Origin of the sequence: Chryseobacterium carnipullorum (genome assembly GCF_003815695.1) — a bacterium.
Taxonomy (GTDB): Bacteria; Bacteroidota; Bacteroidia; order Flavobacteriales; family Weeksellaceae; genus Chryseobacterium; species Chryseobacterium carnipullorum.
Window position 1 is genome coordinate 2,286,352 of record NZ_CP033920.1, and the last position, 12,301, is coordinate 2,298,652.

Sequence of the window (12,301 nt, forward strand, 5' to 3'; positions counted from 1 at the left end):
CCGGTTAAACCAGAAAGATCTCTCGAAATTCAATCATAAAAAATAATTTGAAGAATAAAAAAACCGCTTAAGAAAAGCGGTTGGTATTTATTTGTCCTGATTTTCGGCAGGAGAAGTTTCTCCATTCGTGATGCTGATGCTCGTAGGGGTGACAAGCTGTATATTGTCAGCGTCCAGACGCTCCTTAATCTTAAGATAAGCCTCGCTTTTCAACTGAACCATGTTAGCACCTACCTTCATCCAGAATTTAGCCTGGAGGTTAAAATTGCCCTGTTTAAGGTCGGTGAAAATAACTTCCGAAGTATCCAGTCTGTCTACGGTGTCAAGACTTTTAATAACATCGAGCATTCCTTTCTGTGCTTTACTGATATCTTCGTCTGCCGGAATCTCAAAATTTAAAATAATTCTGCGTTGCGGGGAAGCCGTGATATTATAAAAAGGAGCATTGAAAATAACCTGATTGGGGATATAAGCTTTCTTTCCATCGTCAGTAATGATTTTGGTTGTTAGGAAACCTATTTCCTGTACGGTCCCCGAATGCGCTCCGATCGTAATATAATCCCCTATTTTAAATGCTTTATCAATCCCGATAAGCATTCCTGAAAAGATGCTGGATACCAGATCCTTTAAAGCGACCCCGGCAATAACCCCAGCCACCCCTAGACTTCCGATGAATTTCCATAGGAAACCGCTGAAGCCCATAATTTCAAGAGCGATGAAAGTTCCCATCATCATGATCAGAAATCTGAAAATACTGATTAAAGTAACCAGAGAACTTTCCTTCTGACTTTTCGGGAAAAATTTGTGAAATAATTTTACGGCGCCTAAACTCAGGTACTTACTGGTAATAAGAAAAAAAGAAAAGACTAAAATTCCGACGATAAGTTTCGGAGTAAGCTCGGCAAATCTCATGTACCAGCTTTCCAAAACTCTGTAAATGACATCTATATAGCGGTGTCCAATGTTCTGCATGAATAAAATTTTAATTAAAGATATAAATTTCTTACAAAAATTTTGCCAGTTCCAAAAAGTCTACTAAATTTGTAGACTAATAAAGCAGAATATTATGTCAATCAAACTAGGAGATACAGCACCGGATTTTCAGGCAGAGACTTCTTTAGGTGATATTAAATTTCATGAATTTTTAGGGGATTCGTGGGGAATTCTTTTCTCACATCCTGCAGATTATACGCCGGTATGTACTACAGAGCTGGGTTATACAGCAAAGCTGAAATCAGAATTTGATAAAAGAGGAACCAAAGTTATTGCTTTAAGTGTAGATGGAGTAGAAGACCATCAGAACTGGATTAAAGATATTAATGAGACCCAGAATACGGATGTTCAATTTCCTGTTATTGCAGATAAGAACAGAAGAATTTCTGAACTCTATGATTTCATTCATCCGAATGCTTCACTGACTGCTACGGTAAGATCTTTACTGATTATTGATCCCGGCAAAAAAGTAAGACTCATTATCACCTATCCTGCATCTACAGGACGAAATTTTAATGAAATCCTGAGAGTACTGGACTCTCTTCAGCTGGTTGATTCCCATAAGATTGCGACTCCTGTCAACTGGAAAAACGGGGAAGACGTCATTGTTCCGCCTACAATTTCTACAGAAGAAGCAAGAAAAATATTTCCGAAAGGTGTTACAGAAGTAAAGCCGTACCTGAGATATACGCCCCAACCCAATACATGATTTATTTGATTTTTTATAGTTTAGTTTTAATTTGTACGAAAATCGCCCCGAAAAATATTTCGGGGCGATTTCATTTTTTTTATCAGATAATATAAAATTATCTTACGTCGTTAGCTACTTCTTTAGCCTTTGAAGTTGGTAAGTAAATACTGAATCCTACGTTGAATGTAATATTCGAATTTAATCCTTCGCTACCAAAACCAGCTTGTCCCTGATATTTAACAAGACCTTCTAAACCAATATTAGGGGTAATGAAATATGAATAACCTGGTCCAACACCGAAATCAAGACCTGTTGTTGAGTTACCATTTTCAACAGATGAACCTCCGATACCTACGTTACCTTCGAAGAACCAACGTCCGTGATTTAACAAGTTATCCACTCCTTTTTCTCCCGGAGATAGATAATAACGGCCTAAACCACCTACTGCATAATCAAATCTTGTTGGGCTTCCGTTGGTTACTTTGCTAATTCCTAAATTAACATATCCACCCACTGCAACATTGTCTTGGATAAAATAAGCACCTTTAGGCTGAATAGCAATGCTATAACCACCACCAGTATTCAAACCAAAGTTACTTGTTAGTAAGCTACTCCCTACAAGCCAGTTACCTTTTTGAATCTGAGCATTCGCAGTTGCAGTTAATCCTGTTGCTGCCAATATTCCTGCAAAAATTAGTTTTTTCATAATTTATTATTTTAATAATTAAATGTTATCATTTGTAGATTAAAGAAAAAACAAGAAATGTGCCAGACTTCTTAATTTTAGATAAAAACTCAGAATAAGTGTTAATTTGCCAAGATGAGTAATGTGAATTATTTAGTCATTTTTTTGATGATCCTATAATTTATAGGCACAAAAGAATCATCGAAATAATAAGGCCTGCAATAGCAAATTTGATCCCTCGCTTGAATGCTTTTGTTTTAGGATTAAACATCCAGAAACTTGAAATGACAAAGAAAAATAAAGAGATCCCAAAAAATGTGTTAAGAGGAGATAATGTTTCTTTTGATTGGGATTTATGAAGTTTAACCATCTTGTCCAGAACAAAAGGAAGTTCCATTTTAGAATATTTTGCTTTTCCGGATGCAGCATCATACGTTCCCTGTTTAAAATGAAGAATGTTTCCTTCTGTTTTTTCCACTTCAAGGCCTTTGATCTTTAATTCTTTTCCCAATTCCTTTTCTGAAAGGTTGACCGCAACAGTTTTATCGTATTTCTTTTCTTTTTTCAGAAAATCGGTGTCCCTGTAAACAAGTAAAACTCCACTCAGTGCATACACGGCCATTATTCCTGCAAGAAAATATCCAAGATAACGGTGTGTAATTCGCATAAAACTTCTTGTGTCCTTGATCTTATCCATATCGTATATCGTATTGTTTGTTTTTTATCATTTAAAAATGGAAACTGCAAAAATGCAATTTCCACTTTGATTGATGAAATTATTATCGTATTAAATTCTACAGCTTGTAGGTAAGGGTAAAATAGTAGTTTCTTGGGGTAATAGGGTTGACTGAATAGTTTTCGTGTACGTTGTAATTGACAACATCGAATAAGTTACCCACTTTCCCCTGGATAGAGAATTTTTTCCACTCGTAGCCTACAGATATGGTTACGGTTGTGTAATCTTTTAATTCAAAAATTCTGCTCACTCCATTTCTTGAAGCTAAACTGTTACTTCCTGTTTTGGTATCATTCCATCCCGCGAGACGGTTACCGATATAATAAGCACCGGCACCTATTTTTAATCCTTTGGCAAAACGGGTGAATTTATAGAATACAGAAGCATTGGCTGTAGTAGCAGGAGTTCTCACAATTCTCTGCTCTTCTACATAACCGAATTTTTCAGGAGTATCAAGATAAACTGAATTATTATACGAGAAGCCTCCAATAATGGATAGATTTTCATTAGGATTTCCCGTAATGTCCAGTTCTATACCGCGACTTCTCATTTTTCCTGCAAAATCTTTAATCAATCCGTTGGGATCCAACTGTAGTCCTGCATCATTTAATGCTACCTGATAGTAGTTTCTATATAATATTTGATAAATAGTAAGATTAATTGCCAAAGCGTTGTTCCATAGATTTTTCTTGGCTCCCACTTCATATTGGTCAATATTGGTTGGGGTTAAAGCTTCATTATTTCTTAACATACCTGTATTAGCCACAAAAGAATTGGTATAGGTTGCAAAAACAGATAAATTGTTATTTGGAGAATAGACAAATCCTACTTTTGGTGATATTGCCTGATCTGATGATGAAGTATTATTGACTAATCCTTTAGTTGTTGTAGCATTAGGATCAACAACTGCGTTTTTATTGGTTTTAAATTTAGTATTGATTGTCGGCATATTTTCAATATAAGACCAACGTAATCCTGCTATTACTTTAAACTCTTTGGTAAGGCTGATATAATCCTGTGCATATACTCCAATTCTTCTTGTATTAATGCGATTCTGTTCTAATCTTGAAGCATCGGGTGTTGCACCACTTGCCCAGCTTGAAGGGTCATCAAGGTAAACCGTTCCAAGGCTGTTTCCGTTTGTCCCATAAAAATAACTGTTTCCGTATGCCAGATTATTACTTGGATTATAGTAGGTATATGAGTCTGCGGCACTGTAATCTGCATCTGCTCCAATTAATACTTTATGATTAATTTTTCCTGTATTAAATTCACCATTAAGATTTACCTGTGCTGAAGTATAGTTTTGTTCATTATAGGTTCTGTTTAAAGGTCTTTTCCATGAAAGGCGATTACTGATTTTTTCATATCCCCACTGTACTCTTTCCGTAGAAAAATAATCTTTTGTATAGTTTTGATATGAAGCAGTACTATTCAAAGACCATTTTTCATTAAACTGATGATTAAATGTGATATTTGTGGAAAGCTGCTGTACATTTTGATATTGCCAGTCTGTTCCTAAAAATGCATTTCTTGGAAGCAAATTATTTAATTCATACGTAAGACCATCCTGTTTTGTAATAGACCCAATACCAAAATCCGGAGTAAAATTATTCTTAAGATAATCCGCTTCTACAATTAACTGGGATTTTGGACTTATATTAAATAAAAATGAAGGATTGAAATAATATTTCTCAGACTGAACAACATCTCTGAAGCTTTCAGCATATTCGTAAGCACCATTTATTCTGAAGGCTATATCCTTGGATAAAGGACCGTAAAGATCAATCGTTGGCTTGTAAGAATTCCAGCTTCCTCCGTTCAGTCCCACACTTCCTCCAAAATTGAATTTTGGTTTTTTGGTAATCATATTGATAATCCCTCCTGCAGCTGTATTTCCATAAAGCATTGCATTAGCTCCTTTCAGGACTTCAACTCTTTCAAGACCGCTGATTTCCGGAAAAACACCACTGTTAATCCTGGATCCGTTTTTAAAAATATTATCATTCCCTAAGATAAAACCACGCCCTCCAAAGCTATCCTGAGAATTTCCTCTGGATGAAGTCACATACATACCATTGACATTCTGAAGAACGTCGCTCAATTGTTTAGCCTGTTGCTGCTCAATGATTTCATGCGTGACAATGGAGATCGCCTGTGGGTTTTCCATTACCGTAAGATTAGACTTGGTCGATAATGTTCTTGCCTGGTTTGGATTTCCTGTTTTATGAAGGTTGATATCTTCTATAGTTTGTGATCTGATGGTGTCCGTCTCAATATTTTTCATTTGAGCGCCTAAAGATAAGGCGGTCAATAAAAGGCCTAAAGAAGAGAGTTGTCTTTTCATTTCTTATTTTTATGTAGAATAGTTTTAAATAGCGGCAAAAATAAGAATTCGGAAGGGATTAATTTAGAATTAATAAAAATAATAAAATGATTTTTGTCATACTTTAAGAAAGTAATAAAAATATCTATCCTTGCTGTAAGCTGCTAAACTGAGGATTATTAAATATCTTTGTTAAAAATTTATACCTATGCAATTGGTAAAAGCAGGACTTTGTGCCTTTGGAATGAGCGGAAAAGTTTTTCATGCTCCGTTTTTAAAAGAACATCCCGGATTTTTTATGGCTGCTATTGTAGAAAGAAGCAAGGAAGAATCTAAAGAAAAATATCCGGAGGCGACTATTTATCGTTCCGTAGAAGAGATGCTTCAGAATGCAGATATTGAACTGGTGATCATCAATACCCCGGTTCAAACGCATTTCGAATATGCTAAAATGGCACTCGAAGCCGGAAAAAATATAATCGTTGAAAAACCTTTTACGGTAAGTGTATCAGAAGCAGAGCAGCTTGTGAATCTCGCAGAAGAAAAAGGGTTATTTCTAAGTGTGTATCAGAACAGAAGATTTGACCGCGATTTTTTACAGGTTCACAAAATAATGAGTGAAGGAAAATTGGGAGACATTAAAGAAGCTGAAATTCGTTTCGACAGATTCCGCACGACACCAAGCGGAAAACAGCATAAAGAAGATCCGGAACAAACAGGTTCAGGTTCACTTCATGATCTGGGGGCTCATCTTGTAGACCAGGCAGTACAGTATTTCGGATATCCGGAAAAGCTTTTTGCTGATGTGTTTTCCATGAAAGGAGCAGAATATGCGAATGATTATTTTGAAATCCTTCTTTACTACAAAAATAATTTGAGAGTGAGACTGAAATCATCGGTCTTTACCAAAGAAGCTCATTATGCGTATGCTATTCATGGGGAAAAAGGAAGTTTTCTGCAGGAAAGGACAGACAATCAGGAAAATGAATTGGTTGCCGGAGCTATACCTGTGTATGGGAACGAATGGACAAAACCGTTAAAAGACACAGACGGAATTTTAAACTTCTTAAATGAAAATTCGGAAACTGAAAGAATACTGACCACCAGTGAACCCGGAAATTATATGGATTATTACCAACAGATCTACGAATACATTGTCTTTGGATATGCATTGCCGTCACAGGGAAGAGAAGTGGTTCAGAATATGAAAATCATCGATGCTTCCATTGAGAGCTCAAAAGGGGAGAAGGTTGTTTACTTGTAAGAGCGTGGGAGAGTTGAGAGTAATAGGGGGTTTTAGAATAGAAGCGTATGAGGGATTATATCAGTAGCTCGTATTCTAAAACCCTTTCTCTATATATTATTTAAATTTCCTGAAGTTCCAGCCATCTCATTTCATATTCCTCAAGCTTTTCAGAAATGGTTTCAAGTTCAGCAGATAATTTTGCCACCTTTTCATATTCCGTCTCATTGTTAAGCTGGTCCATGATCTTGGCGCGTTTTTCTTCAAGTTCAGGCATTTCTTTTTCTATCGTTTCCAGTTCTCTTTGCTCCTTAAAAGACATTTTTCTTTTTGGAGAAGAAGTCTGAATTACTTCTTTTGCTGCTACTGCAACAATTTCTTTTACAGGTTCCGGTTTGGATACTGCATTTTTTTCCATTGCATCCTCGCGGCTTTTGGCATCTCTGTATTCTGAGAAATTTCCAATAAAATCTCTAATTTTTCCTTCCCCTTCAAATGCCAAAATATGGTCAACAATTCTGTCCATAAAATACCTGTCGTGAGAAACAATAATCAAACTGCCCTGAAAGTTCAGCAGGAAATTTTCAAGTACCGTCAAAGTTGGAAGATCCAAATCATTTGTAGGCTCATCAAAGATCAGGAAGTTGGGATTCTGATATAAAATATACATCAGATGCAGTCTTCTTTTTTCCCCTCCCGAAAGTTTAGAAATAGGTGAATATTGTGTCTGATCGTCAAATAGAAATAATCTTAAAAATTGAGATGCAGAGATGGTTTTTCCGTTGGCTAAAGGGAAGTTTTCAGAAATTTCTTTGATAAAATCAATGACTCTTTCATCTTCTTTATACTTCAGTCCTTTTTGAGAAAAATAGCCGAATTTGATCGTCTCTCCCGTTTCAATTTCTCCGGAATCTTTGGGTTCAAGCCCCTGGATGATATTCAGTAAGGTAGATTTTCCGGCACCGTTTTTTCCTACAATTCCTACTTTTTCGCCTCGCTGAAACTGATAACTGAAATCTTTTAATAATAATTTATCTCCATAACTTTTAGAAATATCTCTAAGCTCTAAAATTTTGTTTCCAAGCCTTTTCATTTCGAAATCAAGTTCCAGAGATTCCTTGCGCGTATCAGTTTTAGCTATTTTTTCAGTCTCGTAAAAGTCATCTTGTCTCGATTTCGATTTGGTAGTTCTCGCTTTAGGTTGTCTTCGCATCCACTCCAATTCTTTCCTGTAAAGATTATTGGCTTTGTCGATGGTAGAATTCATATTGTCCTCACGAATCATTTTGTTTTCAAGATAAGTTGCATATGATCCATTATGGAAATATAGATTTTTATCTTCCATTTCCCAGATAATGCCACACACAGCATCCAGGAAGTACCTGTCGTGAGTTACCAGAATTAAAGTTATTTTTGCTTTACTCAGATAGCTTTCAAGCCATTCTACCATTTCTACATCCAGGTGGTTGGTAGGCTCATCCATGATGAGAAGGGTATGACGGTGTTCCGCTCTTGTTTCAGTCAGTAATTTCGCTAAGGCCACACGTTTGATCTGTCCTCCGGAAAGGTTTCCCATTTTGGCTTCCAGATCCGTGATTTTTAACTGAGAGAGAATTTGTTTCATGTCATTCTCCAGATCCCACGCTTTATGGATTTCCATTTCAGCCAAAGCTTTTTCAATGAAATCGTAATCGGTAGAAAGAAGGGATTTATGATAATTCTTCAAGGCCTGAATAGGGGCAGAATCAAGCGTCATCATAAATTCGTCAATAGTAAGATCAGAATCAAACTCGATCTCCTGGTCAAATAGAACAACCTGGATGTCTTTATTAATATTCACAGTTCCGCTGTCTGCAATTTCTTTCCCCATTAATATTTTAAGAAGGGTAGATTTTCCGCTCCCGTTTTTAGCAACAATGGCTATTTTGTCGCCTTCATTTACATGAAAATTGATGTTTTGGAACAAAACTTTGATGCCATAAGATTTAGTAAGATTTTCGACAGAAACGTAATTCATTGGAATGTAATGGTTTGATATTGATTTTGTATTCAGCGGCAAAAGTACGAAAATGTAACTAGAAAAGTTTGACCTAATGAAGTGAATTAGAGGTAAGGAAGATGGAAGGGGGAAGAAGGAGGTTGGAAGATATCCTTGTCAAGGTTCAAAACCTTGACAAGGGTACAAAAATATTTGAATTAAATAGTTTCTCTTTTCCGGCTTCCATCTTCCATCCCTTAAAATTAAGATTTATTTAATATCCATCAAGTAAATTTCCCCAACACATTCCCTAATTTTGAATGGCCCTAAGGCTTGATTTTTGATGCTAATGAATGCTAAATCGGATGTATAATAATGAAAAGAGTAATTGTAGACATGGACGGGGTCATGGCAGATGTATATCATCAGCTGGTGCAGTTTGAAAAAAGAGATTCAGGAAGAGAAATTGAAATCAGTAATCTTGTCGGAATACCGGAAATTGAAGCCTTTCCCAATGGAAAGAAACACGTCAATGAAGTTGGCTTTTTCAGAACGCTTCCGGTAATGGAAGGAAGCCGTGCGGCTTTGGAGTATATCAATAATAAATACGAGCTCTATATTGTTTCTGCCGGAATGGAATTTCCCAACAGTTTACGGGAAAAATTTGACTGGCTGGGAGAACACTTTCCGTTTATCAGCTGGGAACAGATTGTTTTATGCGGAAGCAAAAAAGTAATCCATGGTGATGTAATGATTGATGATTATCCGAAAAACCTGGATCATTTTTACCCAACCCCACAACGAGCTGACAGAAAACGAACATTACAAGAGAGTGTATTCATGGGAAGAGATCATGGCTATTCTGTAAGAAAGAAAGATTATACATTTTTTAGAACTTCCATCACAAAATGGTGATATTTTAAAATAAATTTAACTAAACAGCTGCTAAATTTAATAAGACCTTGGGAGTGTTGAATGCAGGAAATAAAGAATTTTGCACCAAACTTATCCCATGAAAAAACTGAATACTTTATTCTTTCTTTTAGCCGCTTATGCTTTAAATGCACAGGTAATTTCCGGAACAGTCATTTCCAAAAATGAAAATCAGCCGATTCCTTATGTGAAAATCGGAATTGAAAAGGAAAATGCAGGAACCGTTTCTGATGAGAAAGGCAATTTTTCAATTGATCTGTCCGGACTTGATTCCTCAAAAAAACTCAGAATAGAAGTTCCCGGTTACGAACCTTATGCTGAAACGGTACAGAATTTAAAAAAACAAGGTCACCAACAGATAATTTTAAAAGAAAAAACTAAAGATATAAAGGAGGTTACTATCAAAGTAAAAAAGCTGGTTGATAAAAACTGGGGCGTCAATACAAAAACAAAGCATGTTCTGTATTCTGTTAATCCCCAGTTGAAAAAAGATGATTTCATTGGTGAAACCGCTTTGGAATTTAATGCCAGCAGAAGATCCAAAATCAAAAATATCAATCTGAATATTGCAAGTTATACGTCCGATAAACCTGTATTGATGCGCTATAGTATTTACAAGGAAAAAAATGGTTTTCCTGATCAAAATATTCTGGATGAAGAAATCACGGTATCACTCACAAAGGAGATGATCAAAGACGGAACCTTTACACTGGACGTTAGCGACCAAAATATTTGGGTGCAGGGGAAATTTTTTATTGGAATTCAGTTTCTGAAAGAATTTGAAGGAAGGATCTTTATCAGTGCAGCCTTGTTCAGAACCGGATTTCTTAGAAGATTTTATGGAGAGTGGAAAAAAACAACCTTAGCGGCCCCGGCTATTAATATAGATGTAAAAGTGGATAAAAGTGGAAAAAATACCAAAGATGAAGCGTCTGCTTCAGGAGATGATCTTGAAGGGTTGATTTCTGATATTTCTCAATATAAAATAGCATCAGAAAGCTCTGTATACGGAAAAAACGAATCCTCAGGAGGTTATCTTGAAGTAAAGGATACGAAACTTTATTACGAAATATATGGGGAAGGAGAACCGCTTTTTCTCCTTCATGGCAATTCAGGAAGTATAAAGGACTTTTACCAGCAGATTCCCGTTCTTTCCAAACAATTTAAAGTCATTGTGGTAGATACCAGGGGGCAGGGTAAAAGTAATGATACATCTAAAAAAGATTTTACCTATACTCAGTTTGCGCAAGATATAAAAGCTCTTGCAGACCATCTGGGATTAAAGAAAATAAATATTGCCGGATGGAGCGACGGCGGGATTACAGGACTCGAGTTTGCCATAAAATATCCTGAAAACCTTGACAAATTAATTATTATCGGAGCCAATACCTTTCCGTCAGGCGTTGACGAAAGACTGACCTCTCATATGAAAAACCAGCTTCTCGTACTCAATATGGAAAACAAACCTGAAAAATTCAACGAACGCAGATTGGTGAAGATGATGTTGAATGAGCCCCATATCAGTACAAAAGATCTCAACAAAATACAAAGCCCTGTTTTAGTCATTGCCGGAGATCAAGATGTAATTAAACAAGATCACACTGAGATGATGGCGAAAGAAATGCCTCATGCTGAACTTAAAATTTACAAAAATGCAACCCACATGATTCCTTTTGAACATGCAGATGAATTGAATGCAGATATTCTGAAGTTTCTGGGTAAATGATCAGGGTTTGGATTGGAAGACGGAAGATAGAGAACGGGAGATATCGTAGGCGAATAAATTGTATCAGCCATTTATCATGCAGCTTCCCTCTTCCTGACTTAGTCTAATGTAAGCCTTTTCAAAGACCATAAGCTACCATTATAAATATCAAGATCTACTTTGGTGTTAATGCCGTGAACGATACCATTCTCCGTAAACTGCCAGAAATCCCAGGGGCCTTCAGGAGTGGGAGAGGGGACATCATTATAGTTAGCCAGCCATAGCGGATAATCATCGAATTCCCCTTTCAGGAAATCTTTATAATAATGATAATAGGTATAGATAATGGGCTTTTCACCGTAAGTTTCCTCTACGATTTTACACCATATTTTCAGATCTTCAATCAGTTTTTTATTCGTTTTTCGTTTTGGAATTTTTTCGATGTCTAAAATAGGCGGAAGATCTCCGCTTTCCAGTTTTACATTCTCTAAAAAATTATTAGCCTGGATGACAGGATCTTCATCGGCTCTGTAAAAATGATAGGCTCCGCGGATAAGGTTATGTTGGTGAGCTTTTTCCCAGAATTCATCAAAATGTTTGTCTGCATTTCGGTTTCCCATCGTGGCTCGCATTACGACAAATTCCAGGGGAATGGTTTTATTTCCAATACTTAAACTGTCCCATTTGATATCTTCCTTGTTTTGGTAATGGGAAACATCAAAACCGTAGGTCTTGTCAAGATTAGCGCTGAGAATTTTCTGTATTCTTAAAGTTTCTGTTTCGCTGTTGTGAAGTTTTTTATGATTGAATTTATTAAAGTACAATGCGTAATAATAGCTGACAGACTGCTTCAGGTAGAATCCGGTCCCAATTAAAGCGATTATTAAAATGGCCAATATTACTTTTCTTCGGAAAAAATAATTCTTCCGACGGTTCTCGTGTACTTTTTTGGCAGTTTTTTTGGTGTACTTTCTGGGTGTCATAAAGTTTTGCAAAACTAACTTTTTTCAC

The 12,301-nt window shown here is 36.3% G+C and carries 10 protein-coding genes; 4 read left to right on the forward strand and 6 right to left on the reverse strand.

All coding sequences use genetic code 11. The annotated features are described in order from the left end of the window. Nucleotides 1-87: 87 nt before the first annotated feature. Complete coding sequence (locus tag EG346_RS10415) at nucleotides 88-972, reverse strand: mechanosensitive ion channel family protein (protein WP_073334340.1); 885 nt, start codon at nucleotides 970-972, stop codon at nucleotides 88-90. A 94-nt stretch (nucleotides 973-1,066) separates the two neighbouring features. On the opposite strand from EG346_RS10415, the gene EG346_RS10420 reads away from it, so the two are divergent. Beyond that, nucleotides 1,067-1,702 carry a peroxiredoxin gene (locus EG346_RS10420; protein WP_073334342.1) on the forward strand — a complete coding sequence of 212 codons (636 nt, stop codon included), beginning with the start codon at nucleotides 1,067-1,069 and terminating at the stop codon, nucleotides 1,700-1,702. Between the two features lie 97 nt (nucleotides 1,703-1,799). On the opposite strand, the gene EG346_RS10425 is transcribed toward EG346_RS10420, so the two are convergent. From EG346_RS10425 to EG346_RS10435, 3 genes are all read right to left on the reverse strand, one after another. Then, the gene (locus EG346_RS10425; RefSeq protein ID WP_073334344.1) at nucleotides 1,800-2,390 is read right to left on the reverse strand and encodes a hypothetical protein; all 591 of its coding nucleotides are present in this window, start codon (nucleotides 2,388-2,390) and stop codon (nucleotides 1,800-1,802) included. Between the two features lie 160 nt (nucleotides 2,391-2,550). Then, on the reverse strand, nucleotides 2,551-3,066 hold the full coding sequence (locus EG346_RS10430; RefSeq protein WP_123878486.1) for a PepSY-associated transmembrane domain-containing protein: 516 nt from the start codon (nucleotides 3,064-3,066) through the stop codon (nucleotides 2,551-2,553). A 97-nt stretch (nucleotides 3,067-3,163) separates the two neighbouring features. Further along, entirely contained in the window at nucleotides 3,164-5,452 is a 2,289-nt protein-coding gene (locus EG346_RS10435; RefSeq protein ID WP_123878488.1) for a TonB-dependent siderophore receptor, read from the reverse strand. 187 nt (nucleotides 5,453-5,639) lie between these two features. On the opposite strand from EG346_RS10435, the gene EG346_RS10440 reads away from it, so the two are divergent. Then, nucleotides 5,640-6,695, forward strand: a complete 1,056-nt coding sequence (locus tag EG346_RS10440) for a Gfo/Idh/MocA family oxidoreductase (protein WP_123878490.1) — start codon at nucleotides 5,640-5,642, stop codon at nucleotides 6,693-6,695. A 100-nt stretch (nucleotides 6,696-6,795) separates the two neighbouring features. Here EG346_RS10440 and EG346_RS10445 read toward each other — a convergent pair whose 3' ends face one another. Beyond that, nucleotides 6,796-8,691 (reverse strand): ABC-F family ATP-binding cassette domain-containing protein, encoded by a 1,896-nt coding sequence (locus EG346_RS10445; RefSeq protein ID WP_123878492.1) that lies wholly within the window; start codon nucleotides 8,689-8,691, stop codon nucleotides 6,796-6,798. Between the two features lie 336 nt (nucleotides 8,692-9,027). Here EG346_RS10445 and EG346_RS10450 point away from each other — a divergent pair, with 336 nt between their 5' ends. Then, entirely contained in the window at nucleotides 9,028-9,567 is a 540-nt protein-coding gene (locus EG346_RS10450) for a 5' nucleotidase, NT5C type (RefSeq protein ID WP_228425788.1), read from the forward strand. A 97-nt stretch (nucleotides 9,568-9,664) separates the two neighbouring features. Beyond that, nucleotides 9,665-11,311: an alpha/beta fold hydrolase gene (locus tag EG346_RS10455; RefSeq protein ID WP_123878494.1), complete on the forward strand. Its 1,647-nt coding sequence runs from the start codon at nucleotides 9,665-9,667 to the stop codon at nucleotides 11,309-11,311. Nucleotides 11,312-11,409: 98 nt separating this feature from the next. Here EG346_RS10455 and EG346_RS10460 read toward each other — a convergent pair whose 3' ends face one another. Next, entirely contained in the window at nucleotides 11,410-12,273 is an 864-nt protein-coding gene (locus tag EG346_RS10460) for a glycoside hydrolase family 25 protein (protein ID WP_123878496.1), read from the reverse strand. Between the last annotated feature and the right edge of the window lie 28 nt (nucleotides 12,274-12,301).

What these genes read in the sequence shown, in the direction of transcription:
- EG346_RS10420 (WP_073334342.1), top strand. Translation starts at nt 1,067, where the DNA reads ATGTCAATCAAACTAGGAGATACAGCACCGGATTTTCAGGCAGAGACT.
- EG346_RS10415 (WP_073334340.1), bottom strand. Translation starts at nt 972, where the DNA reads ATGCAGAACATTGGACACCGCTATATAGATGTCATTTACAGAGTTTTG.
- EG346_RS10455 (WP_123878494.1), top strand. Translation starts at nt 9,665, where the DNA reads ATGAAAAAACTGAATACTTTATTCTTTCTTTTAGCCGCTTATGCTTTA.
- EG346_RS10425 (WP_073334344.1), bottom strand. Translation starts at nt 2,390, where the DNA reads ATGAAAAAACTAATTTTTGCAGGAATATTGGCAGCAACAGGATTAACT.
- EG346_RS10430 (WP_123878486.1), bottom strand. Translation starts at nt 3,066, where the DNA reads ATGGATAAGATCAAGGACACAAGAAGTTTTATGCGAATTACACACCGT.
- EG346_RS10450 (WP_228425788.1), top strand. Translation starts at nt 9,028, where the DNA reads ATGAAAAGAGTAATTGTAGACATGGACGGGGTCATGGCAGATGTATAT.
- EG346_RS10435 (WP_123878488.1), bottom strand. Translation starts at nt 5,452, where the DNA reads ATGAAAAGACAACTCTCTTCTTTAGGCCTTTTATTGACCGCCTTATCT.
- EG346_RS10445 (WP_123878492.1), bottom strand. Translation starts at nt 8,691, where the DNA reads ATGAATTACGTTTCTGTCGAAAATCTTACTAAATCTTATGGCATCAAA.
- EG346_RS10440 (WP_123878490.1), top strand. Translation starts at nt 5,640, where the DNA reads ATGCAATTGGTAAAAGCAGGACTTTGTGCCTTTGGAATGAGCGGAAAA.
- EG346_RS10460 (WP_123878496.1), bottom strand. Translation starts at nt 12,273, where the DNA reads ATGACACCCAGAAAGTACACCAAAAAAACTGCCAAAAAAGTACACGAG.